The sequence below is a fragment of the Mycobacterium sp. JS623 genome (assembly GCF_000328565.1).
Taxonomy (GTDB): domain Bacteria; phylum Actinomycetota; class Actinomycetes; order Mycobacteriales; family Mycobacteriaceae; genus Mycobacterium.
In genome coordinates this window covers 3424409-3450013 of sequence record NC_019966.1, presented here as the reverse complement: position 1 = coordinate 3450013, position 25605 = coordinate 3424409, and the positions used below count along the sequence as shown (strand labels likewise).

Below are 25605 nucleotides of genomic sequence, written 5' to 3'. Positions count from 1 at the left end.
ACGATCCCGGTGTGACGCCTGATGCACAGCGGCTGCGCGACCTGAAGCTGCTGCGTCGTGTCCGTGATCGGATGGACCGTGAGTATGCGCAGCCGTTGGATGTCGAGGCGTTGGCACGCGGTGTGAACATGTCGGCCGGCCACCTGTCGCGCCAGTTCAAACTCGCCTACGGGGAGTCGCCGTACTCCTACCTGATGACGCGGCGGATCGAGCGCGCGATGGCGTTGCTGCGCCGGGGCGACATGAGCGTCACCGAGGTCTGTTTCGCCGTCGGAGGCTCGTCGTTAGGAACCTTCAGCACACGCTTCACCGAGCTGGTCGGCATGTCGCCGAGCTCCTATCGAGAAAGGGCCGCGGGCGCTGTTGACGGCCTTCCATCGTGCGTCGAGAAACAAGTCACCAGACCGATCAGGAATCGAGAAGCGCCCGCCGCTCGGCTGCACATAACGTGAGCGACATGAACCTCACCATTCACTCCAGCATGTTGCCCCTCGACGATCCGGAAGAGTCGCTGGCGTTCTATCGCGACACCCTCGGCTTCGAGGTGCGCCTCGACGTCGGAAACGGCAAGATGCGCTGGATCACCGTCGGCCCGCCGGACCAGCCCGATACGAACGTCGTTCTGTACCCGCCGACCGCCACCCCCGGCCTCACCGACGACGAGCGTCGCGTGATCTCCGAGATGATGGCCAAGGGCACCTTCGGCACACTGCTGCTGGCCACCAAGGACCTCGACAGCACCTTCGAGCAGATCCAGGCCGGCGACGTCGAGGTGGTCCAGGAGCCGACCGAGCAGCCGTACGGCGTCCGCGACTGCGCGCTGCGCGATCCAGCGGGAAACATGGTCCGAATCCAGGAGCTGCGCTGACGCATGCCAACCAAGTCCACGCGCTCGCCTGCCCTACATGCCGCCGATAGCCACGACCTCATCCGCGTGCACGGCGCTCGCGAGAACAATCTCAAGGACATCAACATCGAGCTGCCGAAACGCCGGCTGACGGTATTCACCGGCGTTTCGGGCTCGGGCAAGAGCTCGTTGGTGTTCGACACCATCGCGGCGGAATCGCAGCGGTTGATCAACGAGACCTACAGCGCGTTCGTGCAGGGCTTCATGCCGACGCTGGCGCGGCCCGACGTCGACGTCTTGGACGGGCTGACCACCGCGATCATCGTCGGTCAGGACCGGTTGGGTGCCGACCCGCGCTCCACGGTCGGCACCGCCACCGACGCGAACGCGATGCTGCGCATTCTGTTCAGCAGGCTGGGCAGGCCGCATATCGGTTCGCCGCAGGCCTTTTCGTTCAACGTCGCCTCGATCAGCGGCGCGGGCGCCGTCACTCTGGAAAAGGGCGGCAAGACCGTCAAGGAGCGGCGCAGCTTTTCCATCACCGGCGGGATGTGCCCGCGCTGCGAGGGCAGGGGCGCTGTCAACGACTTCAACCTGTCGGCGCTCTATGACGACAGCAAGTCGCTCAACGAGGGCGCGCTGACCATCCCCGGCTACAGCATGGACGGTTGGTACGGCCGGATCTTCCGCGGTTGCGGCTTCTTCGACCCGGACAAGCCGATCCGCAAGTACACGAAGAAAGAAATGAACGACCTGCTCTACAAGGAGCCGACGAAGATCAAGGTCGATGGCGTCAACCTGACGTATTCGGGCCTGATCCCGGCGATTCAGAAGTCGATGCTGGCCAAGGATGTCGATGCGATGCAGCCGCACATCCGCGCCTTTGTCGAACGGGCGGTGACGTTCTCAACCTGTCCCGAGTGTGACGGCACCCGGCTGTCTGAGCTTGCCCGGTCGTCGAAGATCAACGGGACCAACATCGCCGAAGCCTGCGCCATGCAGATCAGCGACCTCGCCGAGTGGGTCAAGGGCCTAGATGAACCGTCGGTCGCGCCGCTGTTGGCGGCGCTGCAGCACAGCCTCGACTCTTTCGTCGAAATCGGACTCGGCTATCTGTCGCTCGATCGGCCATCGGGAACGCTGTCGGGCGGCGAGGCGCAGCGCGTGAAGATGGTCCGCCACCTCGGGTCGTCGCTCACCGATATCAGCTACGTGTTCGACGAGCCGACCATTGGTCTGCACCCTCACGACATCCAGCGGATGAACGATCTGCTGCTGCAGCTGCGGGACAAGGGCAACACCGTGCTCGTCGTTGAGCACAAGCCGGAGGCGATCGCGATCGCCGACCACGTCGTCGACCTCGGTCCCGGAGCGGGAACCGCGGGCGGCGAGGTGGTGTTCGAGGGCACCGTCGACGGGCTGCGGCGCAGCGGCACTCTCACGGGTCAACACCTCGACGACCGGGCCAGGCTGAAGGAATCGGTGCGAAAACCGAACGGCGCATTGGAAATTCGCGGTGCGAACACGCATAACCTACAGGACGTCGATGTCGATATCCCGCAGGGCGTGCTTGTCGTCGTGACAGGAGTGGCTGGCTCGGGCAAGAGCTCGCTGATCCACGGCTCAGTTGCCGGCCTGGACGGTGTGGTCGCGATGGACCAGACACCGATTCGCGGCTCCCGACGCAGCAATCCCGCGACGTACACCGGGTTGCTCGAGCCCATCCGCAAGGCGTTCGCCAAGGAGAACGGCGTGAAGCCAGCGCTGTTCAGCGCCAACTCCGAGGGCGCCTGCCCGAACTGCAACGGCGCGGGCGTCATCTACACCGACCTCGCGATGATGGCGGGTGTCGCAACGCCGTGTGATGTGTGTGAGGGCAAGCGGTTTGAGGCATCGGTATTGAAATATCGATTCGGCGGCTCCGGCAACTCGAAAGACATCAGCGAGGTGCTCGCGATGTCGGTGACCGACGCCTTGGCGTTCTTCAGCGATGGTGCCGCGAAAGTGCCTGCTGCACATAAGGTTCTCGAGCGGCTCGCCGACGTCGGGCTTGGCTACCTGTCGCTGGGCCAGCCGCTCACCACGTTGTCCGGTGGCGAGCGTCAGCGACTGAAGCTGGCGGCACAAATGGCCGACAAGGGTGACGTCTATATTCTCGACGAGCCGACCAGCGGCCTGCACCTCGCAGACGTCGAGCAGCTGCTGGCGTTGCTTGATCGGCTCGTCGACTCGGGAAAGTCGGTGATCGTGATCGAGCACCATCAGGCGGTGATGGCGCACGCGGACTGGGTCATCGACCTCGGTCCTGGTGCCGGTCATGACGGCGGTCGAGTCGTCTTCGAGGGCACGCCCGCCGATCTCGTCGCCGACCGCTCGACCCTGACTGGCGAGCACCTGGCGGAGTACGTCAACGCCTGACCGCTACAACAAGCCCGGAGGAATGGGCGCCGGAAGCTGGATGGGCGGAACGTCGGCGGGCAGGTGCACCGCGGGGACATCCGCGGGCATTTGCACAGTCGGAATTGCCGCGGGAAGCTCGACTGCGGGTATGTCGCTCGGCAACTGCACGGGCGGGACGTCGGCTGGGTAGACGAACGGCGGGACGCCGACGGGCATCGGCAGGTCGGGCAGCGGCAATGTCGTAATGGTCGGTGGCAGCGGGAGCGTGGGGGCAGGCTGATCCGGTGGTGCCGCCGAAGCCTGCCCCTGTCCGCCGAGCACCAGCAGCGCGGACGCGATCACCACCACCCGACGCGACATATAACAAGGTTAGGGCTCTTGCCAGGGCTGCCGAAGTGATTGAAGATGCCCAGGAACGGTAATTAGCTGGACCCTGGTGGAGGACACCGCGTGGCATTCGACGCAGATGCGCTGCGGGAGAAATACGCCTTTGAGCGGGACCGGCGATTACGACCCGACGGGATCGCGCAGTACGTCGAGATCGCGGGCCCGTTTGCCGGATTTGGGAAGGATCCCTGGAGCGACCCGGACTTCGCCCGCGACCCGTTGTCCGACGACGTTGACGTCGCGATCGTCGGCGCCGGGTTCGGCGGGCTACTTGTCGGAGCTCGACTGCGCGACCTGGGCGTGCAGAGCATCAGGCTGATCGACAAGGCGGCCGACGTCGGCGGCACCTGGTACTGGAACCGCTATCCGGGCATCGCGTGCGATGTCGAGTCGTATGTGTACATGCCGCTGCTGGAGGAGTTGGGCTATATCCCGACGGAGAAGTACGCCAAGGGCGATGAGATCTTCGCTCATTGTCGACGCATCGCCGAACACTACGATCTGTACCGCGATATCTGCCTGCAAACCGAGGTCGACGAAATTCGTTGGGAGTCAGACCTTTCCCGCTGGGTAATCTCCACAAACCACGGCGACGCCATCCGCGCACGATTTGTGGCGATGGCAAACGGGTACCTGCAGAAGCCGAAACTTCCTGGCATCGACGGCATCTCCGACTTCGGCGGCCATGCGTTTCACACCAGCCGGTGGGACTACTCCTACACCGGAGCCGATCTGGCCAAGCTGTCGGATAAGCGCGTCGGAATCATCGGGACCGGCGCCACCGCCATCCAGTGCGTGCCGCACCTTGCCAATGCGGTGAAACATCTTCTGGTGTTTCAGCGCACGCCGTCTACCGTCGACGTCCGTGGCAATCGGCCGACCGATCCGAACTGGTCGGCGACTCTGGATGATGGCTGGCAGCGGCGACGCATCGAGAATTTTCAGCTGTTGACCGCGGGCGGCTCCGCCGAGGAGGATCTGGTCAACGACGCATGGACCAGTATCGTCAAGAAACTCTTCGTCATGCGGCAGACCCGCATCGAAGGGATGTCGGACGAACAACGTTTGCGCACAGTGGAAATGGCCGACTTCGCCAAGATGGAGGAAATCAGGGCGCGAGTCGACTCCATCGTCGCCGACCGCGCGACCGCCGAAGCGCTCAAACCGTGGTACGGGTACTTCTGCAAACGGCCGTGCTTTCACGATGCGTATCTACAAACGTTCAACCGCGCCAACGTCACACTGGTTGACACAGAGGGCAAGGGCGTTGAGAAGATCACACCCGATGGTGTCGTCGTGAACGGCGTAGAGCACGCGGTGGATTGCCTCATCTTCGCGACCGGATTCGAGATCGGCACAGACTATGCGCGACGTACGGGTTTCGAGATTATCGGCCGAGACCGCCTGTCACTCACGGACAAATGGCGCGACGGGGTTCGCACGCTTCACGGCCTGAGCGTCAACGGCTTCCCAAACTGTTTCGTGCTCAGCATCGCTCAGTCGGGGTTCACCGTGAATTTCCCGTATCTGCTTGACGTGCAAGCGCGTCACACCGCATCGGTGATCTCCTGGGCGCTGAGCCACGACGTGACCGAGATGGAGGCTTCGATCGACGCCGAGGATGCTTGGGTCCAAACGGTGATCGACCGTTCGGCGGCCAGCGCCGGGCGGGCCAAGGCCTGTACACCCGGGTACTACAACCGGGAGGGACAGGCGAACGCCGTGACGCGCCAGGGCAGCTTCTTCTACGGCGCTCCGACGGAATACGCCTCAATCCTGGAGGCGTCGAGGGCAGCCGGCACGCCGGAGGGATTTGAGATTCGATGAGTTCGCGCCGCCGATACCTTGCCGGTCGCGTGCGGGCGCTGCGCCACCGCACATCGCCTAAGGTGGTCATCATCGGTGCGGGTTTCGGTGGACTGGCGGCCGCAGTCGCATTGCGGCGCAAGGGCATCGATGATCTGCTGATCATTGAACGCGCCGACGGTGTCGGCGGCACCTGGAGGCAGAACGTCTACCCTGGGGCGGCCTGCGACATCCAGAGCCACCTGTATTCATTCTCCTTCGCCCCCAACCGCGGTTGGACTCGCACCTACGCGTATCAGCCGGAGATCCTTGCCTATCTGGAGAAGGTCGCCGACGACTTCGACCTGCGTCGGCACTTGATGCTCGGCACGCGCGTGCACAGATTGGTCTGGAACGAACAGGTGTCACGGTGGGGAGTCGAACTGGCCGACGGCAGAACCATCACGGCCGATGTCGTCGTCAGCGCGGTCGGATTGTTCGGTGCCGTTCGCTATCCCGATATCGAGGGGCTGACCGATTTCGCCGGAAACCTGATGCACACCGCTGAGTGGGACCCGAGCGTCGACCTGACCGGCAAGCGCGTGGCGGTCGTGGGCACCGGTGCCAGCGGCGTGCAGGTGGTGCCCGAACTTGCCGCCACGGCCGCGCAATTGACGGTCTTTCAGCGCACCCCGCCGTGGATGGTGCCCAAAGAGGACCGCTTGTACACGGTCGAGGAACTGGCACGCTTCCGTCGGCACCCGTGGGCTGCGCTGCGTGAACGCTGGCGGCTGTGGAAGCTGCAACACGACAACACGGCGCTCACACCCGGTCATCCGCGGTTGGCCACGGTGCAAGAGATTTCGCAGAACTTCCTGCGGCACCACGTCGAGGACGAGTCGCTGCGAGACGTATTGACACCGCGCTATCCGTTCCGGTGCAAGCGCGTCCTGCTCGGCGAAAAGTACTACACGGCACTGCAACACCCACACGTCGAACTTGTGACAGATCCGATCGACCGGATCACCGCGACGTCGGTGATCACCTCGCGCGGTGTCGTCGACGTGGATGTAATTGTGTTGGCGACGGGGTTCGAAACGAGCGACTACCTTTCGGGTCTCGAGGTCATCGGCATCGGTGGCCAGCGGCTGCACCAACGCTGGGGTTTGGATCCTCGCGCGTATCTCGGCGTTGCGGTGAGTGGATTTCCGAACTTCTTCATGCTGTATGGCCCGAACACCAACCAGGGTGCGAATTCGATCATCTACATCCTGGAGGCCGGCGCACGGCTGGTCGCCAGTGCGGTCAGCTCGCTCGCGCGCCGAGGCGGCTTCATCGAAGTGCGCCCGGAAGCCGAGCACCGCTTCAACGAAGAGGTCAACGCCGATCTGGAGCGCACGATCTGGACGCAGTGCGACAGCTATTACCGTTCGCCTACCGGCCGGATCGTCACGCAATGGCCCTACTCGGAACTCGATTATGCGCGAGCGACGTGGCGGCTACGGCCGCGCGATTGGGTTCACAATGGGTCGTAGGCGAAATTGAATGTGCAGACGACTGGGTCGGTAAGTAGGCTCCGGCCGTGGCGAACGTGTTGACGGTCAATCTGGCCCACCCGCGGCCGAATGCAGACAAGGGGTCCTTGCGGACCGGCATCGACAAGCGGCCGACCAACGACGCGATCACGGTGCGCGCCCCCGGACCGATGCGCGGCGGCCTCGGCAGTGGCCTGCTCGGCGACTTCATCGGCGACAAGCAGTACCACGGCGGTGACGACCAAGCCGTTTATGCGTATGCCCGCGAGGATCTGGACGCTTGGGGACGAGAGCTACAGCGCGACCTCAACAACGGTGAGTTCGGCGAGAACTTCACCACAGAACGGCTCGATGTAACCGGCGCTCGCGTCGGCGAGCGCTGGCAGGTCGGCGACGAGGGCCTGGTGCTCGAAGTGACGCGGCCGCGTATCCCGTGTCGGACGTTCGCAACCTGGTTGTCGATTCGAGGGTGGGTCAAGACGTTCACGAAGGCGGCGACGCCAGGCGCCTACCTCAGGGTCATCGAAAGCGGAACGGTACGGGCGGGAGACTCCATCGTCGTAGTGGATCGGCCGGATCACGACGTGACGGTCGGCCTGGTGTTCCGCGCGCTGACACTGGAACCGGAGTTACTGCCCTTGATCCTCGAAGCCGACGCGTTGCCCGATGAGATCAAGGAACTCGCCCGGCGCCGCGTCACGTCCTAGCGTTCGCGTCGTAGGAATCGCCGTCGCTCCTTGAGGAACTGCGGTTGAGCGGTTGGGGGACAGGCTATTACAGGCTGACTCAAGCCTTCTTGTCGGTGGTTCGTGCTCGCGTCGGCTTCTTTCTCACCGATGATGCGCCTGCGGTCGCAAATCGACTGATGGTTGAGGCGCCGGGGAGTGACGACACGGCGTTGTATACGTCGTTGCCAGTCGCGACAAGCGCTTCGAGCTGAGGCAGCAATGCATCCATCGTTCGGATCATCGGATCGGCCAGCGCCAGATATCGCTCCGCGCGGTCGATCGCGGTGTTGAGACGTTCGGTGGCGACCGCTAGATTCTCGATGAGGTCCGGCAATTGGCCGGCTAGTTGAATCGATGCGGGCGGAATGCGCATCGCTCCGCTGGCGACCGACTGCGCGGTCTCTGCGGCCGCTTGTGCGGCGGCCTTGATCTCTTTCGGGCTCGGAACCTTGTGGCTCGACATCTACTAACCATGGCCGTGCACGTGCGGTCCTGTCTGAGATTTGCCCGAAACCGACGCGTCACGGCTGTTATCTGGGCGGCAGCCGGCTGCTGTTAAAACGTCACGGTGACGAATTGACCCTCTTCGACCCTGGGAATGGACGCGAGCTGAGGTTGCCTCGCAGCGGGGGGAGAAGGGCCCACCACCACGGAGCTGCGCCTTGCGATCAGAGATTCAGGATCGTCGCTCTTCTTTAGGATTTAACAAGCCGAGGACAAAATGGTTCGAGCTCAACGACAACCGTTCGAGAGGCGAGTTCCGGCGGACCGCCGGCTCAATGTGTTGCTTCAATAGCCTTGCGCCACAAGCCAATTCGTCACAGTGACGAATTGACGGGGCACGGGGAGAGGCCGGGTGGGTGGTCGATCGCGGACCCTTGGGCCGGCCCGTACTTGGGCACACTCAAGTTTTCACCTGATACCCGAATCGTTCACTAAGCGATGAACGAAACGGCACGCTCGGTTATGTGCAATGGATGCAAGGAGCCAGTTGGGTGACCCGGAATTGGTGCCGCGGGGTGCGAGTCTTTTCATCTAATGCAACTCGCCACTCTTCAAATGCCGATAAGCCACATTATGTCAAGTAACCTCCGCCACCGGTGCATCGATGACGAATATTGTCACACCGGCACTTTCGCATTGACCGCATCAGTTCCCCCGCTGAGAATATGGCGGGGTTACCAGCAGAGGTGACAGTCGCCTAGACCTGGCCGAGCGGCCGGCAGACGTTGGAAACCGGGTTCCAATACTGTCCGTCACCGCAGTTCGGCGGGAATGGCGCTAGCGGTGGCCTGCACACGTTTGCGACCGGATCCCACCAGTCGCCGTTCTGGCAGCCCAGCGGCACCGGCCCCACTGGCGGTTGGCATACGTCGGCGACAGGATCCCACCACTCTCCGTTTTGGCAATCGAGCGGTTGCGCCGAACCGGCGGCCGGAATCACTAGCGACAGCGCGGCGATGGGCGCAAGAGCTGCCGTCAGGATTGTGGAACGACGAATGACCTTTCCCATGACCTGAGCCTGCCCCATACGGCAGATTTTCAAACCGCTGGGGTCGACGATGCGGACCAGCGAACAGGGCGCACATCGGCGTAGCGAATTGCCTACTGACCAACGCCGAAACATCGAACTCCCGGCCGCATTGAAAGATCCTTGGGACGTCAACATCTGTCCCCCAGGCCAGTTCGCGGGCAGAGCATGTAATCGCCTGTCCGCCTCTGTGTTTCGTGGTTCACAAGCTCAGCGCGTGCCCGGTAGCGAAGCTAGACCACGGCAAGTACGGCGTTCTGTCGCCGAGGACCACCTACGAAGGTGGCCGCCTGACCGCTCGCCCATCCACAAAGATTCGAACAATGGAGGAATCGTCAAGACCTGTGGATGGTATGTTCACCGCGCATTCCGAATCTGCCGGATCGATGATCTTGCTTGCTAACATCTGAGCCGTGGCCCGCCGGCTGAACCTCAAGGACCGTTTCTTGCGGGGGCTGATAGTGGCGCCGGTTCAGTCAGTTGCGCAGGATGTGTGGATAGTTCGCGGTGGACTACCCGACAAGATCATGAACGTGTACTTCATTCGCGACGGCAGCGGCGTCCTCGCCTACGACTCGGGTATCCGGTCTATGGCGCAGGGAATCGCCGCAGCCGCTGCCTCGCTTGGGGGCCTGACCCGTGTGGTTCTTGGACACGCGCACGCCGACCATCGCGGCGGCGCAGCCGGGCTGGAGGTGCCGGTCTATTGCCATCCCGACGAGGTCGCGAATGCCGAAGGCGACGGCGGCGCTCACTCCTGGCACCTGGAACACCTCGATCGGCGTAACCGCGCGATGTTCATGTTGGCGGCGCGGTTCTTCGACGGTGGCCCGGTCCAAATCGCCGAGACGGTGTGCGAGGACGACGAGCTCGCCGGGTTCCGCGTCGTGCATCTGCCTGGTCACACGCCCGGACAAATTGGCCTGTGGCGCAGCGCGGACGGCTTAGCTCTGGTCAGTGACTGTATTTACACCCTGGACCCCTTCACCCACGAAAATGGTCCTCCGCGCGTTCCCGACTGCGCCTTCAACCACGACCACGGGGCGGCGCGCGCCTCAGGCGACTTCGATTCCGGCTTGCTGGTCACCGTCTGAGGGTGGCGTCGGTGGGGTGATGTCGGTGGGCCGTTCGAGCAGTTTGCCTTTGTGGAAGACCGCGCCGGCGCGGACCTACGCGCCCACGCGGCCAGGATCGCCGACGAGAACCGCTGCCGGACACCGGTATCAGGGTCGATGCGTTTGTCGTTGAGGTGCGCGCACTTTCAGGCCCCCACACCGAGGCTCATCCACAGTTTCTGATCATTGCTCCGAACAATGTCTCGTGTGGCGTCGCGGTGAGTTTTGCCCTCTCGTGCAGTCTGATCTCCATGGGCAAACTCATCTATGGCTTCAACGTGTCGGTGGACGGGTACATCGCCGACGCACAAGGCAATATCGACTGGAGCGATCCAAGCGAAGAACTGCACCAGTACTGGAACGACTTCGAGCGGGAGACCGCCCTGTCGTTCTACGGGCGGCGGCTCTACGAACTGATGTCCGCGTACTGGCCGACCGCGGACAAGGCCCCAGACGCCACACCGCTTATCGTCGACTTCGCCCACATCTGGCGCAACATGCCCAAGGTCGTTTTCTCGCGCACCCTGGAGTCCGTCGACTGGAACTCCCGCCTGGAACGCGGCGACCCGGTCGAGGTGGTAACGAAGCTGAAAGCCGAAACCGACGGCACGCTGGAGGTGGCCGGCGCGACGCTGGCCGCACCGATCGTGCAGGCCGGACTGGTGGACGAGTACCGGATCGTGGTCACGCCCACCGCGGTGGGCGGCGGCACCCCGTTCTTCCCGACACTGCCGTCATGGATCTCGCTGCGGCTGTTGGAGAACCGCACCTTCCCGGGTGGCACGGTCCTGCTGCGCTACGAGGCCAAACACGACTGATCGAACACAGCCAGACGGCCTGCGGACTAGTCGAGCGGGCCTTCGGCCGAGTCCAAATTGGCGGAGTCCCTTGGCCGGTTCGTTATCACCGGCGTTTGCTGCCGAACTGATACCGGCCCTTGACGCCCCTGTGGCACAAGTTCGTGACCCTGAGTTGGATGTCTATACCCTTCGGGTCCTCTCTGCCATCTCGTGGCCGCACGGCAAGCGTGATGGTTGCGGTCGCCGTGCTACTCGCATCCGGCGTGATGCCGCGCGCATTAGCGGACCCCGACGATGTTGCACCGCCTGAGCCGGTGCCAGGGATGGAAACACCTGGTCCTGAGGTCCTCGAGCACATGGTGTTATCGGATGACCCCGCGGTTGCCCCGCCCCCGATTCCGCTTGCGATTCCCTTCGGGACGCCCGAGGGGCAAGACCCCACGCCATTCGTCGGCGCGGCCCCATTTGAGTCTCCGACGATTAGTCCCAGCGAGGGCGCGACCGTCGGCATCGCCAAGCCTATCGTCATCAGCTTCGACGCTCCCGTCGCCGACCGCGCGATGGCCGAGCAGGCGATCCACGTTTCGTCGGATCCGCCTGTGCCCGGCAAGTTCTACTGGATGAACGACTCCCAAGTCCGTTGGCGGCCATTTGATTTCTGGCCCGCGCACACCGCAGTCACCATCGACGCCGGCGGTACGCGGTCGAGCTTCGCTACCGGGGACGCGCTAATTGCCGTCGCCGACAACGACACTCATCAGTTGACGATCACCCGCGACGGTGTTGTGGAACAGACCTTCCCGATGTCAATGGGCAAGCCTGGGCGCGACACTCCGAACGGCACCTACTACGTCCAAGACAAGTCTCGCGACGTCGTGATGGACTCCGCGACCTACGGGGTCCCGAATACGTCGCCGGATGGGTACAGGGTGCACGTCCAGCTCGCCGTGCGCTTCGACAACAGCGGCAACTACGTGCATAGCGCGCCATGGTCGGTCGCCGATCAAGGCATTCGCAATGTGAGCCACGGCTGCATCAACATCAGCCCGTCGAACGCGAAGTGGTTCTACGACAACTTCGGTGTCGGCGATCCGATCGTCGTCACCAATTCCGTTCCGTCTCCCCACGGCGACGGAACGCAAGACTGGCAGATCTAGACGACGCTAGCCTCCGCCGGTGACCGGGTTTGACGTCAACGTAATGAAGCCGCCGTTGATCCACACACCCCAGCGGCCGCCCCATCCCGAACTCCATACGACGGGCTGCCCATCCCAGACCTCGGCAGGCTTCGGTGGCGCCCAAGCAGGCGGCTCCTCGCCTTGGACTGGCGCAGGTGGTGGCGGAGGGGGCTCGGCGCTGGCCAGTGCGGCGGCGCCCAGACCGGCTGCGGTGAGGCCACCCGCGAGTGCGAGGGCAGAAAGAGCCCTTTTCATCGAGGTCATGATCATGACTCCAGTGGTGAGACGTAACCGGATCCTTAGCTGATTTAACCACCCTACCTACGCGATCGCCTAGGGGCCTTGCCGGGTGCGCAGCGCCACCATCGTTACCAGGTTGACGGATGCCGGCAGTCAGCGGCGAATCCCCGCGCAGAGCTTCTCCCAGTTGCCGGAAGCGATCATCTCCCGATCCGTTTCACTGATCTCGGCCTGTTCCAGGAACCGCCTACTGCCGCCGTCGGGCACCATCACGTAGGGATAGTCGGAGGCGAACAGGATGCGGTCGGCACCGACCACGTCGAGCGTCCACTGCAGGTAGCGCTGGCTGAATACCCCTCCCGGCGTCACGAAGACGTTGTCGCGGACGTACTCCGACACGGGGCGGTCCAGGCTGGCAATGCCGCTCATCCTGTCGATGCGGTCGAGATAGAAAAGCATCACCTCGCCCCAGTGCCCCAGGATCAGCTGTAGACCGGGAAATCGGTCGAGCACCCCGCCGAGGATCAGCCGAAGCAATTGCAGGCCTGCGTCGTAATGCCACCCATATCCGTGCGTGGCCAACGCGGCGTCGACCTCATCGCCCAACCCCCTGTAGTAGGCGGCCCGCACGGCCGGTGGTGGCGGCTGCGGGTGCAGATACAACGGTGCATTGAGCGCTTCCGCCGCCTCGAAGATCGGCCAGAAGTCGCGGTGATCGAGATTGCGCTCTCGGGTGCGTCCATACAACATCGCGCCGTTGAACCCGAGTTCCCTTACCGCCCTGTCGAGTTCGGCCGCCGCAGCATCCGGCCGTGGCGTGGCCAGCGTGGCGAAGCCCTGCAGGCGATCGGGGTGGCGACGGACCGCGTCTGCCAGCCTGTCGTTGCAGACACTTTGCAGCGCCACGGCATCGGGCGGATCTAGGTTCTGCAATCCCGGCGTCGTCATCGACACGACGGAAACGTCGAGGCCAGTGGCGTCCATCGCAGCAATGCGGTCGACGTCGAGATCCACCAGCCTTCGACGGAGCTCGTCGTCGACCGAACCGGGGATCCCGACGTCCCGCCATTGGAGTGCCAATGCCTGCCAGGCGTCGATCAGTTCAGGTGTCGCGAAATGTTCTTCCAGACCAACGACCTTCATCTCCGCGATAGTAGGAGCCCTTTCTGCGTTGCCCCTGAGCGTGGCGGCTAGCGAACCGAGCCCGGAGCTATGTTGACCGGCCCTTATCGCGCCACAGATGCCCCCATGAGCCGTTATCGTGAGCCCGTGGAGGGCACGCCATTTGGCCGCTATCGGCTCATCGAACTGCTGGGCCGCGGCGGGATGGGCGAGGTGTGGCGCGCTTATGACAGCGAAATCGACCGCATCGTGGCGTTGAAGATGCTGCTCCCTCAGATAAGCCAAGACCCCGACTACGAGAAGCGGTTCCGACGCGAGGCCCGCGCTGCCGCACGCCTTGACGACCCTCACGTCGTCCCGATTTACGACGTCGGTGAGATCGACGGACGGCTGTATGTGACCATGCGGCTGATCAGCGGCACCGACCTACACACCCTGCTCGAGGCCGGTCCGCTCGACGCGCACCGCGCGGTGTCGATCATCGAGCAGATCGCATCTGCGCTCCAACGGGCACATCGAACCGGACTGGTGCACCGCGACGTCAAACCCTCCAACATCTTGATCGACGAGAACGACTTCGCCTACCTGATCGACTTCGGAATTGCCCGCACCGCCGAGGACACCGGCCTGACCATGACCGGTGCGACTATCGGCACATGGGCTTACATGGCGCCAGAACGCTTCAGCACCGGTGAGATTCATCCGAGCTCGGACATCTACGCGCTGGCGTGTGTGCTATACGAATGCCTGACCGGCCAACAGCCTTTTCCTGGCACAACACTTGAGCAAGTCGCCAGCGGCCACATATTCACCGCACCGCCGAGACCCTCTGAGAAGAGCCGCACCGTTCCCACCGCTTTTGACCAGGTGATCGCGACAGGGCTAGCCAAGCAACCCGTCGACCGCTACCCAACGGCTATCGAAATGGCCGCTGCTGCAAGACAAGTCATCTCACAGTCCAGTCAGCCGAACGCCGCTCCCCCGTTGCCGCCTGTTCCGCCAAGCCAGGGTGTGAGCCCTCCGCAACCGTCGGCCCCGGATAGCGGAGCGTCGCGGTCGGCGCCAACACAGTTGAGTGCCCCGAATCTGCTTGTGCCGCCGGCTTCTCCACCACCGAAGCGGCGGGGCCGACGCCAAGGTGTCCTGATCGGTGCGCTGATATTCAGCGTGGCGCTTGTCCTCGTAGGCAGTGTCGTCGGTGTCATCGAGCTGACCCAGCACGACGGGACCACCGCGTCTGCACCGTCGACCGCGGCTAAAGGCGCCAGCGCCTTCACCGGAACCTACCGAGCCGACTATGGGCCTGGCACCGATCTCGAAGGCAAGCCGGTAGCGAATGCGCCTGCGACAACGAGCAATTGGGGTGTCCGATCGGCATGCGGCGCCCGCGGCTGCGCGGCGACCGCGGCAAACGTCAGCGGTGCCAGCATGGCCCTGTTGTCGAACCTGACCTTCGATCAGTTGGGTGGCACGTGGGTGGCCGTAGGCCTGGCGTCAGCACAATGTGGCGACGCATCCGCGGAGCTTTGGGTGGTGTTCACGCTGCAACCGCATCCCGACGGGACTCTGTCGGGCGAGTCCGTCAGAGCGTCCACCAACGGAGCCTGTGCCGCCAAGCGCACGGTGAAGTTCACCCGCACAGGCGATCCGGACCTCAACAAGGTTCCGGATCCAGATGTCCTACCGCCGCGCTCGGTGACCCCCGCCGAAGCCCTTCGCGGCAGCTATCGGCAGACGACCACATTCGCGAACGGCAACGTCCTTCCCGGAGGCGTTCTCACCGCCAACACATACTGCCTGCGCACAGGCGATCGATGCATGAGCCTGTTCCATAACCCCGACGGCGCCGTCACGCTGATGTTCGCCAACGACAAGTGGACTCGCAACGAACAAGGCACCACGATGTGCGGGGCCGGCGGCACGGCACAGATGACGATCACCGCGGAGTACCCGATGCCTGCGCAATTGGACGATCCGCTTTCAGTTCTGACCGGGAACGGCAACCAAACCGTCGCGGCGGGCGGGGGATGCAGCGGAGGCGGCGCTTTCTCAGACAAATTCGAGCGAACGGGCGACTAACCGACCATCCACCCTCGTCGAGCGTGGCTTTCAACTCGGTGCAGGTGCAGCCCTACAACCGGTGAATCCCATGTCGCGGTCAGGGTGTAGGCGGAGCCGGCGTGATCGTCGGCGGTGCGGCCGGGTCCGCCGGCGGAGCCCCGTCGAAATACCCGGGCGGCGGTGGCCCGTTCAGCGGGTAGTACCCCGGCGGCAGCGCTGGTCCGCCCGTCGCCGGACCTTGCGGCGGAGGACCGTTCGATTCAGGGGCGTTTATCGAGATGTATCCCGGCGGCAACTGCGGCGGTGGACCCGCGCCTGGGGGCGGTCCAGGTGCGTCTTCGACCGGCGCGGTCAGGTTCTCCAACGGGTTACCGCTGTGGAATGTGTGCCAAATGTCCCTGAGATACCCGAGTTGCCCCGGCGTCTGCCCCGCCCCGTAGACGGGGTTCTGGACCTCCGGAACCGTGGGCGGGCCGGCGGGCGCAGGCGGCGGTGCCGCGACCGGTACATCGGTTGTCAGCACGGGCTGGCCGGGAGCGGGGGTACACGGGCCCGATGGCGTCGGCGTCGCGCAAGGGGGCGCGGGATCGGCCGCGGCTTGGCCGGCCATCGTCACCGCGCCGCCAGCGATGAATACGCCCGCGACCGCCATTCGCACGAATTTGGACGCCGATGTGACGCGTGTTCGTTCGGTCATAAACCCGGTTGTCCTCTCTGGTGGCGCCCTGCGAGCACCCGTTCAGGAGCAGCACGGAAAGCGCCGGACCCGACTTCCGAGCAAGGCTAGCGCCTCGCCACGTTCGACGTCACCTGGTTCGCCCTCCCCTGAACTATCGGCGGATTGCGACCATTGTTACTGGAGAGCCTATTGAGGATTCGTGTTGGATACTCGCCACGGGCACATCACCAGTGCAGAGCACGACGCCACCACCGGTGAGGTGAAGATGAGCAACGGCTTGACCTCGGTGTTCCTGGAAGTTCTGCTTGGTGTCTACCTCGCCTACCTGGTCACCCGCCCCTAGTGCAGCGGCGACCATGCCGAGGTCCGCAGTAGGCGGCTCTCCCACTGGTCGCGAAACCTGAGTGCCTCGAACATGTAGCTGCCGGGGCCACGATGCTCTGGCGCGATGTCGGACGTCAGCAGGTGCACAAGCGTGGCGTAGTCGTTGGCCGGCGAAATCTTCTGCCACAGCATGGCTTCTCGCCTCTTGTAACTGCCGTGCGCGACCTGGAAACACGCCTGGATGTCGAGTATTTGCGACGTCTTGGACAGCGGACGGTAGTAGATCTCGTCCCACGACTGGATGTAGTCGTCCAGCGCAGCGTGCGGCCAGCCGGTGTCCTCCATGAAAAGGCTCGGCGGATGCGTTCTCGCGTCAGTGGGCACGCTTTCGAGATCGACTTCCTGCAGCGGTGACCACTCGACGGGCAGCAGGATCTTGCCTGTGACGTCGTGACGCAGGGTGTCCACCTCGCGCATCCACGGCTCCAGATCTTCCGATCGCACCCGCTGGGCAAGCCGCTCCCAAGCGGCGCCGTCGGCGATTCCTGTGATGGTGATGACGTTGTAGGAAAGCCCGGAGCCGTGAGCATGGTTGGTGTACCAGAGAAGTCGCGCATCGTCGCCGCGCGCCAGTGTCGGCATCCAGCCGTCTCGGTAGGCGGCCTCGAAGTCGTCTTCGCGCGCACCAACCACCTGGTGGGTCTCATGAAGGAATAGCACTGCGACTCCTCAGGTTTCGTCGACGATCAGCGCGGCAAGTTGGCGACGGTTGACCTTGCCGGTGTCGTTGTACGGGATGTGGTCGACGACTTTCAGCCGCTCGGGCAGTTTGAAGTAGGCGATTTGGTCGCGGCAGTGCGATCGCAGCTCCTCAAGTGTGAGCGGTGAGTTGGCCACCACCGCGGCGCCGACCCGTTGGCCCATTTCGTCATCTGTGATCCCCGCGACCGCGACGTCGCTCACGGCGGCGTGAGTCCGTATGGCATCCTCGACCTCGACCGGACCGAACTTCTCTCCCCCGCGGTTGATGGTGTCCTTGAGTCGACCGCTCGGGTAGATGTAGCCATCGGCGTCTTGACGTGCCAGATCGCCTGTTTGCAACCAGCCTTCACCAACGTGTGCATTCGTGTTGACCCACAACTCTCCGACCGTGCCTGCCTGGACGTCGATTCCGGTGTCGGGGTCCACCACCCGAACCTCGACGCCTGGCAGCGGCCGACCGACGGACCCGACTCGGTTAGGGTCGTGATGGTCGTTCGGCAACAGGGTTGTGTAGGCGCCCAAGGTCTCGGTCTGACCAAACACGTTGGCGAATCCCACATTCGGTAGCGCCGCCATCGCTCTGCGCACCAATGCGACGGGCGCGGCCGCTGCCCCATATGCGACGGCCGTCAACGACGACAGGTCCGTGCGGCCGAAGTCGGGATGGTCGAGAATCCGCTGCAGCATCGTCGGCACCATGAATGTCGACGTCACTCGGTGCGTCTGCGCCAGATGTAACCATTGCCCGGCGTCGAACCGCGGTTGGATCACATAGGTGTTGCCCATGTGCAGGTTGCCGAGCACGCCGACCGCGCCACCGACATGGAAGAACGGGACGCTCATCATGCTCACCGTCGGTGGTTTGTCCGCGCGGAAAGGTGTTGTGATCCCGGTGATTCGGGCGCCCAACTGCCGCTGTGAGATGGCGACGGATTTCGGCAGCCCCGTCGTGCCACTGGTGAACAGGATCAGTGCGTCGAGGTCATCGACGTCCTCAGCAACTGGTGATTTGTTGGTGTCCCCCAGCAGCTCGGCGGTCGTGAACACCGTGGGCACGCCCGCGTCGACGAGCCGGTCGACGTATGCGTCGCCCGCGACGCCGACCGATGAACACCCGGCGTTGGTGACGAGTTCGTGCAACTCCGGTGGTGTCAGCGCGGGGTTCATCAGCACCGCGGCGGCGCCGATCCGCGCAGCGCCGAGCATCGTCGCGATCGACAGGAGGCTTCCGACATCGACGACGGCGATGCGTTCGCCCGCCAATCCCTTGTCCGCCAGGCATGCGGCGCAACTCTCGGCCGCGGCAGCCAGCTCGCCATAGCTGATGACGCGCTCATCGATGATGAGTGCGGTGCGGCCGGGGTCGCTGGCCGCGGCTGCATCGATGATCGCTCCGATATTCATCTGCGCCTCAATGCAGCGGTGACCACGACGAGGTCCGCAATAGGCGGCTGGTCCACTGGTCGCGCAGTTCGAGCGCATCGTGCATCCACGTCCCCGGCCCGCGATATTCGGGTGGAATCTCGGTCTGCAGCAGCCTGAGAAGTGCCTGTGGGTCGTGGATTCGCTGCATCAGAGCCACTTCGCGGCGCCGCTGGCTGCCGAGGGCCGGCTGGAATGCGGCGTCGATCGTCAGCAGCGGGTTAGGCCGATCGAGGCTCTTGGCGTACACCTCGCCGCAGCGATCGATGTACTCGCCGAACTTGTCCGGAAACGGCCACATGGTGTCTTCCATGTAGAGGGTCAGTTCGTGTTCTCGGCCATCGGTCGGCACATCGTCGAAGTCAACGTCCTTGAGCGGTGACCAGGCAAGCGGCACAAGCAATTTGGCGTCGACATCATGGCGATGCTCGTCGAGGTCGCGCATCCACTTCCGCAGATCACCCTTCTGGATTCGCAGGGCCAGGCGCTCCCAAGCCGCTCCGTCCCGGACAACAGTCACCGTGACGACGGTGTACGCGGCACCGCTGCCGTGGGCGTGGTTGGCATACCAGAGCAACCGGGCATCGTCGCCAGCACCCAGCATCGGCATCCAACCGTCGCGGAACGCGGCCTCGAAGTCGTCCTCGGCGCGACCGCGCACGGTGTGCACCTCATGCATGAACAGCATTGCCGAGACCTCCCGAGCGCAGTCGCTGCATCTGGACAGCGACGCTGAGAATCTGGTTTCCTCAAAAGGGTAACGGTCCTCACCGGCAGGAAGTTCGCTCATGGCTAGGCTCGATGTGCCGGATGGTCCCGGCGGCGAAGCCGCGATGGTCTGGACCCTGCGCCCCCCACTCGGCGCGATGGTCGAACGCATGATCCGCGGCGCCTATCAGGAAAGCATCCTTCCGGCAGACGAACGCGAACTCGCCAGGATGCGGATCGCGCAAATCAACGACTGCGTCGCATGCTCGGACTTCCGCGCGCCCTCGGTGCTCCACGCCGGCATCGCGCCCGAGCTTTACGCGAATGTCGCCGACTACGCCACCTACCCGGCCTATACATCTCGGCAGCGCCTGGCGATCGAATACGCCGAGCGGTTCGCCACCGCGCACGCCTCGATCGACGACGCGTTCTTCGCGCAACTACGCGAGGTGTTCCGCGACGAAGAGATCCTCGACCTGACGCTGTGCGTCGCCGTGTTCCTCGGCCTGGGGCGGTCCCTCACAGTGCTCGGCGTCGATCAATCCTGTCCGATCGACGTCTGACCGGTGGACATCTCCTCGGTCGACGAGCTGCTCACCACCACCCGGTCGGTGCGCAAACGCCTCGACCTGACCCGGCCGGTCGATCGTGACGTGATTCTCGAGTGCTTGCGGCTCGCGATGCAGGCCCCTACCGCGAGCAATGCGCAGGACTGGCGCTGGGTGGTCGTCACCGATGCGGACAAGCGCGCCGCTATCGCTGAGATCTACCGCAGCATCGGAGCGGACTACCTCGCTCAGGCCGCCTCGACTGCATCCGATGCCCAGACCCGGCGGGTCTATGAGAGCGCACTCGGGCTGACCGAAACACTGGGCCGGGTGCCTGTTCATGTAATCCCTTGTCTGGAAGGCCGTTTCGACGGAACTAACCAGCTGGTCGCGGCGTCGGCGTGGGCGTCGATCATCCCTGCGGGATGGAGTTTCCTGCTGGCACTGCGATCACGCGGCCTGGGATCGGTCTGGACGACGATGCACTTGGCCAAGGAGCGCGAAGTCGGCGAGCTGCTCGGGATACCCGACACCGTGACGCAGGCGGCGCTGTTTCCGGTTGCCTACACGATCGGCACCGACTTCCGGCCGGCCTCGCGGCCGCCCGCGGAGAGCATGACGTTCTGGAACACCTGGGGAGAACCGTAATGCAGTCCTACACAGTGCGATTCCATATCGACGCACCGCCGAAACGGGTATGGCGGGTACTGCATCCCCCGGCGCCTCCCAACGCTCCTAAACCGCGAGTCCTCAAATGGCCCACCGGCAGCATGGAAATCCTTCATGAAGGCGACGAGGCCGGCGAAGGTTTGGTGCGCACCTGCATCTTCGAGGTGCCCAAGTACCTGCTGTCGGGCGGCAAGGGCCGGTCGTTTGAAACCGTGACCGAAGGCAAGCTCAACAAACTGTCGCGGTACGTCGCGGTGGGCGCGCCACTGTGGTCGCGCGCGGAGGGCTACCACGAACTCGAGGAACAGCCCGACGGTACAACGATTCTCACGTTCCACGAGACCTACCACGCCTACAACCCCGTGCTGAGGTTCCTGCTCGAACGTCCCGTGCACGCGAAGATTTCGCGCGACAACCTCGACACGTACGAGCATGCGCTGGGCTTCGCTGGCCGTGTCACCCGCCTGACCTAGCCCCACTGATCTGTGCCAACTACGGGTGCGCGCCGCCCCCGGACATGCCGCCCGGCTACGTCACTCGGATCTCCGTTGATCGGATCGGCGGTGTCGGACCCTGGGTCGCCTAGCAGGGTTTCAGCTGCAGACGTCCAGAAACGTTATCGGACCGGCGGTTTCGTTCAGTAGCCGCCCACATATCCCGGCGAGTGGGACATGGTGCTTGGCGGTGTTGTGGTGCTCGTGGTTGTCGTTGAATTCAACAGCGCCGGCCCTGAGTCAGTCGGTAGCGACGCGAACGCCACGGCGCCGGCAATGATCAGGCCTGACGAGCACGTTGCCGCGAGAATCTTCCAAGTCATCGATGAACTCCGTCCCGGGTCCGCTGCCCTGACGGACCCTGCACGTTATGCACGATGCAGCGCATCGAGGCGTTCAGTCACGTCGCGGACTACTTGGCCCACTGCCCTCGGGGCGGCGGGCAGGCGGTGTGGTCCTGCAGCTCCTCGCCGGCGCCCGGATTGCCCGCAGCCGGATCTGCGCGACTCGCGAGCAGGACGAAGCCTGGCCGTCCGTCGGGCAGATACGCACCAATCACAACGAGCGTCTCGAGCCCCATGTCGTCGGCTCGTTTGGCAAGCAGCTGAACCGGATTCGTCACGTCGAAGGTGTCGCCCTCAACCGCCATCGCTTGATACGGATGTCCTCTCAATGGCTCGGGAAACGGCGCCCAGTCCGGCCCGACGTCGGCGATCCGGCGGTTCACCGTCTCCCGGATATCGGCGCGGACGCAGTCGATGTGGATGTGCAGCTGGTTTTGCGATCGCGCCACAGCGGAGTTGATGGCAAGGCTCATCCAATCGCGTGGAATGTCAATCCCTGCCCGTGCGTTGACGAAACTCCTTGCGTCCCAAGCTGCTGCGAAGAAGTTGGGAGCATCCGGCTCGAGAAGCGTGGGGCTCTCGATACCCGGGATCCGCTCCGTCGGGATCAGCAGGAACTGCGTCGCGCCGACGAGGTCCTTGAGGACCGCCGAGCCGCGCTGCTCCCCCGCGCCGATGTCCACCCGCGCGCACGGGGCAGGATCGCCGCTCGCCAGCTGATCAGGCACGCACTGGTCGTGCACGATCGTCCACAGAGCGTTCGGATCGGCGTTCGCCTGCGCGGCCGTCACCCCCGCCGTCAAGACGATGAGTGCTGAAGCAAGCAGGAACCACCGCCGACGATTCACGTCCCGAAGGCTACTGCGCCATCGCTTCTCCCCGCCCTTAGTCTTGGCCTATGGCGGTCCTGACTCCTCAGCGTGACGACTTCCCGCGTTGGTACCAAGATGTGCTGACGAAGGCGAAGCTGGCTGAGAACGGTCCAGCCCGCGGCACCATGGTGATTCGGCCCATCGGCTATGCGATATGGGAGCGGATGCAGGCCGAGGTCGACGGGCGCATCAAGGCGGCGGGTGCACAGAATGCCTACTTCCCCTTGCTGATTCCGATGAACTTCTTCGAGCGCGAAGCCGAGCATGTCGAGGGCTTCAGTCCCGAACTTGCCGTCGTCACCCACGGCGGTGGCAAGGAGTTGAACGAATCGTTGGCCATTCGCCCGACAAGCGAGGCCGTCATCGGCGAATACATGGCCAAATGGGTGGACAGCTACCGCGACCTGCCGCTGCTTCTCAACCAGTGGGCCAACGTCGTCCGGTGGGAACTTCGACCCCGAATCTTCTTGCGTACCACCGAGTTTCTCTGGCAGGAAGGCCACACCGCGCACGCGACGGAGGCGGATGCCCGGCAATACGCGCGCCGCATCCTGCACGACGTCTACCAGGATTTCCTGTGCACCGTGCTGGCGATGCCCGTGATCGTCGGCCGCAAGACCGCAAAGGAGCGGTTCGCCGGCGCGGAGAACACCATGACGTGCGAGGCCGTCATGCGGGACGACAAGGCACTGCAGATGGCCACCTCGCACGAGCTCGGGCAGAGGTTCAGCCGCGCGTTCAACATCAGTTACTCCAGCACCGACGGTGCGGCCGAGCTGTGCTGGACCACCTCCTGGGGTGCATCGACGCGGATGCTCGGCGGGCTGATCATGTGTCACGGCGACGACGACGGGCTGGTCCTGCCGCCGGCGCTGGCCCCCGTGCAGGTGGTCGTCGTGGTGGTCAAGGACACCGACGGTGCGGTCAGCCGTGCCGCCTCGACCGTAGTCGAGGGCCTCACCGGCCGCGGCCTGCGAGTGCGGCTGGATGACAACGTCGGCCAGGCCTTCGGCTGGCGCGCCACCGACTGGGACCTGCAAGGCGTGCCGATCCGGGTGGAGATCGGGCCGCGCGACCTCGCAGAGAACGCTGCCCTGCTCTACCGGCGCGACACCCGCGATAAGGTCAAGGTGGGCATCGACCAGGTCGTCGACGAGGTGCAACTGCTGACGAGCCGGATCCAGGACGACATGTTCGAGGCGGCGACAGTTCGCCGCGACGACGCCATCACGGACTGCACCACGCTTGAGCAGGCACGCGAGGTCGCGCTAACGGGCGTTGCGCGCCTGCCGTGGGCGCTGGTCGGCACCGCCGGCGAGGAGGACCTCGCGACAAGCGGCCTCACGGTGCGATGCCTGCAACTCGAGGACGGGTCGCTCCCCGACACCGACCACGAGGCAGGTGCGGTCGCCTATGTCGCCCGGGCGTACTGACGCGTCACCTGCTGTTAAGACGGCTGTGATCCGATGTTGGCGTGCTTCAACCAACTGACGACGTCGACGACGCGATCGACCAACTACGCGCCGACTATGACGCGACGCCGTATACCTCGGTTTCGTTTCCGCCATCCGCGCCCGGCCAACTGGCTGCGGTAGCCCATCTCTTCGGGTTGTCGACGTCGGAGGTATCGACCGCGCGCGTGCTCGAAATCGGCTGTGCCACAGGCGGAAATCTCATTCCGTTCGCCGCTGCGCATCCGCAAGCGCGCGTCGTCGGGCTGGATCTCTCCCAGGTGCAGGTCGACTTGGGCCGCGCGAAGGTCGACGCATTGGGACTCGACAACCTGGAGTTCGTCGCGGGCGACATCGCGCGGATGGACCTGACAGCGTTGGGCCAGTTCGACTTCATCATCGCCCACGGCGTGTACAGCTGGGTGCCACAGGAGGTGCAGGAAGCGCTGTTGGCCGCCTTCCGCACTCTGCTGGCGCCCGACGGTGTGGCTTACATGAGCTACAACGTGTATCCGGGCTGGAAGACCAAAGAGGTCATTCGCGACGCCATGCTGTTGGCCAGCGGTGGCACCGATACGCCGGATGAAAAGGCGCGCGAGGCGCGCGGCATGGTGGACTTCCTCGAAGAGGTGGCGTCCGCAGACGGTGTGTTGTCGCGAGTGGTTGCCGAATTCCGCGCCCACTCAGAGGGTTTCGGCGATTCGTATCTGTTGCACGACGAACTCGAGACGTTCAACGCACCGTGCTACTTCTCCGAGATGCTGGCACGTGCGCGCGCGAACGGCCTGGCGTTCCTCGGAGAAGCCCGACCCGAAGCAATGTTTCCCGGCAATTTCGGCCCGAAGGTTGAAGAGCACCTGCTCGAGAAGTGCGGTGGCGTGCAGGTGCTGGTGGAGCAGTACATCGATTTCGTCGTCAACCGGATGTTCCGAGAGTCGCTACTGGTCCACGCCGAGCGGGAGCAGCAGATCCGGTATAACCCGGACCGCACCCGGATCCGCGACTTCCATATTGCCGCGCATGTGCCGCCCGCTGACGAGCCGACTCGCCTCGACAACTCACGTCAGGAGTACCGGGAGGGCGACGGCGCGACGCTGTTCACCAACGATTCGGGGATCAAGGCCGCCCTCGATGCGCTCACTGAGCGGTGGCCGTGGACGCTGTCGCGCCAAGAATTGGTGGACGCAGTGCACACCCGGTTGGTCGACGCGGGTCTGACGCCGAGCGACGGGCTTTCTGACACAGTCGAGAATCTGATGGGCGTGCTGATCCTGCAGGGACAGGCGCGCTACCGGCTTCATCCGGTATCGCCGGAACCGGCGTCGGCACCGTTGCGGCTCGACGAGAGAGCTCGCCGGATGGTGGAGCTGACCGGAAACGAGGGCCAGGCGTCAACGTTCAACCTCTGGCACGAGACGCACATGTTGTCGCCGCTGGACCGTCATCTGCTGCCGCTGCTGGACGGCACGCGTGATCGCGACGCACTCGTTGAAGCACTGCTCGCCGTCGTTTCGATGGACCGCGAAGCACTCGCCGAGTACATCGACGCGCTGCCTGAGCACGTGGCTGAGATGAAGCTGCTGCTTTTGAATCTGTAAATCTG

At 64.2% G+C, this 25605-nt stretch carries 26 protein-coding genes; 16 read left to right on the top strand and 10 right to left on the bottom strand.

What is annotated here, in order from left to right:
• The first annotated feature begins 71 nt into the window (after positions 1-71).
• Genes MYCSM_RS16915 through MYCSM_RS16905 form a run of 3 tightly spaced genes read left to right on the top strand, consistent with a single transcriptional unit; the run spans position 72 to position 3265 of the window.
• Entirely contained in the window at positions 72-452 is a 381-nt protein-coding gene (locus tag MYCSM_RS16915; protein ID WP_051073912.1) for a helix-turn-helix transcriptional regulator, read from the top strand.
• Between the two features lie 5 nt (positions 453-457).
• Positions 458-868: a VOC family protein gene (locus MYCSM_RS16910; RefSeq protein WP_015307385.1), complete on the top strand. Its 411-nt coding sequence runs from the start codon at positions 458-460 to the stop codon at positions 866-868.
• 3 nt (positions 869-871) lie between these two features.
• A complete protein-coding gene (locus MYCSM_RS16905; protein WP_015307384.1) occupies positions 872-3265 on the top strand; it encodes an ATP-binding cassette domain-containing protein in 2394 nt (797 codons plus the stop codon).
• Positions 3266-3268: 3 nt separating this feature from the next.
• Here the strand turns inward: MYCSM_RS16905 and MYCSM_RS16900 are convergent, their stop codons facing one another.
• Positions 3269-3607 carry a hypothetical protein gene (locus MYCSM_RS16900; RefSeq protein WP_015307383.1) on the bottom strand — a complete coding sequence of 113 codons (339 nt, stop codon included), beginning with the start codon at positions 3605-3607 and terminating at the stop codon, positions 3269-3271.
• Positions 3608-3697: 90 nt separating this feature from the next.
• Between MYCSM_RS16900 and MYCSM_RS16895 the strand changes: the two genes are divergently transcribed.
• Genes MYCSM_RS16895 through MYCSM_RS16885 form a run of 3 tightly spaced genes read left to right on the top strand, consistent with a single transcriptional unit; the run spans position 3698 to position 7661 of the window.
• Positions 3698-5461: a flavin-containing monooxygenase gene (locus tag MYCSM_RS16895; RefSeq protein WP_015307382.1), complete on the top strand. Its 1764-nt coding sequence runs from the start codon at positions 3698-3700 to the stop codon at positions 5459-5461.
• On the top strand, positions 5458-6954 hold the full coding sequence (locus MYCSM_RS16890) for a flavin-containing monooxygenase (protein WP_015307381.1): 1497 nt from the start codon (positions 5458-5460) through the stop codon (positions 6952-6954). The genes MYCSM_RS16895 and MYCSM_RS16890 overlap by 4 nt, the downstream gene beginning before the upstream one ends.
• Positions 6955-7001: 47 nt before the next feature.
• The gene (locus tag MYCSM_RS16885; protein ID WP_015307380.1) at positions 7002-7661 is read left to right on the top strand and encodes an MOSC domain-containing protein; all 660 of its coding nucleotides are present in this window, start codon (positions 7002-7004) and stop codon (positions 7659-7661) included.
• 79 nt (positions 7662-7740) lie between these two features.
• On the opposite strand, the gene MYCSM_RS16880 is transcribed toward MYCSM_RS16885, so the two are convergent.
• Positions 7741-8145 carry a hypothetical protein gene (locus MYCSM_RS16880; protein WP_015307379.1) on the bottom strand — a complete coding sequence of 135 codons (405 nt, stop codon included), beginning with the start codon at positions 8143-8145 and terminating at the stop codon, positions 7741-7743.
• Between the two features lie 738 nt (positions 8146-8883).
• The gene (locus MYCSM_RS16875) at positions 8884-9195 is read right to left on the bottom strand and encodes a hypothetical protein (protein ID WP_015307378.1); all 312 of its coding nucleotides are present in this window, start codon (positions 9193-9195) and stop codon (positions 8884-8886) included.
• A 431-nt stretch (positions 9196-9626) separates the two neighbouring features.
• Between MYCSM_RS16875 and MYCSM_RS16870 the strand changes: the two genes are divergently transcribed.
• From MYCSM_RS16870 to MYCSM_RS16860, 3 genes are all read left to right on the top strand, one after another.
• On the top strand, positions 9627-10307 hold the full coding sequence (locus tag MYCSM_RS16870; RefSeq protein ID WP_015307377.1) for an MBL fold metallo-hydrolase: 681 nt from the start codon (positions 9627-9629) through the stop codon (positions 10305-10307).
• A gap of 272 nt (positions 10308-10579) precedes the next feature.
• Positions 10580-11146, top strand: a complete 567-nt coding sequence (locus MYCSM_RS16865; RefSeq protein ID WP_015307376.1) for a dihydrofolate reductase family protein — start codon at positions 10580-10582, stop codon at positions 11144-11146.
• A 158-nt stretch (positions 11147-11304) separates the two neighbouring features.
• The gene (locus MYCSM_RS16860) at positions 11305-12285 is read left to right on the top strand and encodes a L,D-transpeptidase (protein WP_198344943.1); all 981 of its coding nucleotides are present in this window, start codon (positions 11305-11307) and stop codon (positions 12283-12285) included.
• Positions 12286-12291: 6 nt separating this feature from the next.
• Here MYCSM_RS16860 and MYCSM_RS36015 read toward each other — a convergent pair whose 3' ends face one another.
• On the bottom strand, positions 12292-12570 hold the full coding sequence (locus MYCSM_RS36015; protein WP_015307374.1) for a hypothetical protein: 279 nt from the start codon (positions 12568-12570) through the stop codon (positions 12292-12294).
• 129 nt (positions 12571-12699) lie between these two features.
• Positions 12700-13689: an amidohydrolase family protein gene (locus MYCSM_RS16855; protein ID WP_015307373.1), complete on the bottom strand. Its 990-nt coding sequence runs from the start codon at positions 13687-13689 to the stop codon at positions 12700-12702.
• 105 nt (positions 13690-13794) lie between these two features.
• On the opposite strand from MYCSM_RS16855, the gene MYCSM_RS16850 reads away from it, so the two are divergent.
• A complete protein-coding gene (locus MYCSM_RS16850; protein WP_157681339.1) occupies positions 13795-15747 on the top strand; it encodes a serine/threonine-protein kinase in 1953 nt (650 codons plus the stop codon).
• Positions 15748-15826: 79 nt separating this feature from the next.
• Here the strand turns inward: MYCSM_RS16850 and MYCSM_RS16845 are convergent, their stop codons facing one another.
• Positions 15827-16426, bottom strand: a complete 600-nt coding sequence (locus MYCSM_RS16845) for a hypothetical protein (RefSeq protein ID WP_015307371.1) — start codon at positions 16424-16426, stop codon at positions 15827-15829.
• Between the two features lie 184 nt (positions 16427-16610).
• Here MYCSM_RS16845 and MYCSM_RS37220 point away from each other — a divergent pair, with 184 nt between their 5' ends.
• Positions 16611-16751, top strand: coding sequence for a hypothetical protein (locus tag MYCSM_RS37220; protein ID WP_157681338.1), 141 nt, complete (start codon positions 16611-16613; stop codon positions 16749-16751).
• On the opposite strand, the gene MYCSM_RS16840 is transcribed toward MYCSM_RS37220, so the two are convergent.
• The 3 genes from MYCSM_RS16840 to MYCSM_RS16830 are packed head-to-tail and all read right to left on the bottom strand — an operon-like array spanning position 16748 to position 19604.
• Positions 16748-17452: a hypothetical protein gene (locus MYCSM_RS16840; RefSeq protein ID WP_015307369.1), complete on the bottom strand. Its 705-nt coding sequence runs from the start codon at positions 17450-17452 to the stop codon at positions 16748-16750. The genes MYCSM_RS37220 and MYCSM_RS16840 overlap by 4 nt on opposite strands.
• Before the next feature lie 9 nt (positions 17453-17461).
• The gene (locus MYCSM_RS16835; RefSeq protein ID WP_015307368.1) at positions 17462-18898 is read right to left on the bottom strand and encodes a class I adenylate-forming enzyme family protein; all 1437 of its coding nucleotides are present in this window, start codon (positions 18896-18898) and stop codon (positions 17462-17464) included.
• A gap of 7 nt (positions 18899-18905) precedes the next feature.
• Positions 18906-19604, bottom strand: a complete 699-nt coding sequence (locus MYCSM_RS16830) for a hypothetical protein (protein WP_015307367.1) — start codon at positions 19602-19604, stop codon at positions 18906-18908.
• Between the two features lie 100 nt (positions 19605-19704).
• Here MYCSM_RS16830 and MYCSM_RS16825 point away from each other — a divergent pair, with 100 nt between their 5' ends.
• The 3 genes from MYCSM_RS16825 to MYCSM_RS16815 are packed head-to-tail and all read left to right on the top strand — an operon-like array spanning position 19705 to position 21314.
• The gene (locus MYCSM_RS16825) at positions 19705-20187 is read left to right on the top strand and encodes a carboxymuconolactone decarboxylase family protein (RefSeq protein ID WP_015307366.1); all 483 of its coding nucleotides are present in this window, start codon (positions 19705-19707) and stop codon (positions 20185-20187) included.
• A gap of 3 nt (positions 20188-20190) precedes the next feature.
• Positions 20191-20820, top strand: a complete 630-nt coding sequence (locus MYCSM_RS16820) for a nitroreductase family protein (protein WP_015307365.1) — start codon at positions 20191-20193, stop codon at positions 20818-20820.
• On the top strand, positions 20820-21314 hold the full coding sequence (locus tag MYCSM_RS16815; protein WP_015307364.1) for an SRPBCC family protein: 495 nt from the start codon (positions 20820-20822) through the stop codon (positions 21312-21314). Before MYCSM_RS16820 ends, MYCSM_RS16815 begins: the two co-directional genes overlap by 1 nt.
• 433 nt (positions 21315-21747) lie before the next feature.
• Here MYCSM_RS16815 and MYCSM_RS16810 read toward each other — a convergent pair whose 3' ends face one another.
• Positions 21748-22527 carry a CDP-diacylglycerol diphosphatase gene (locus tag MYCSM_RS16810; RefSeq protein ID WP_015307362.1) on the bottom strand — a complete coding sequence of 260 codons (780 nt, stop codon included), beginning with the start codon at positions 22525-22527 and terminating at the stop codon, positions 21748-21750.
• Between the two features lie 50 nt (positions 22528-22577).
• Here MYCSM_RS16810 and proS point away from each other — a divergent pair, with 50 nt between their 5' ends.
• Together proS and MYCSM_RS16800 are read left to right on the top strand one after the other, a co-directional pair.
• A complete protein-coding gene (proS, locus tag MYCSM_RS16805; RefSeq protein WP_015307361.1) occupies positions 22578-23984 on the top strand; it encodes a proline--tRNA ligase in 1407 nt (468 codons plus the stop codon).
• Between the two features lie 41 nt (positions 23985-24025).
• Positions 24026-25600 (top strand): methyltransferase regulatory domain-containing protein, encoded by a 1575-nt coding sequence (locus tag MYCSM_RS16800; protein ID WP_051073764.1) that lies wholly within the window; start codon positions 24026-24028, stop codon positions 25598-25600.
• Positions 25601-25605 lie beyond the last annotated feature (5 nt).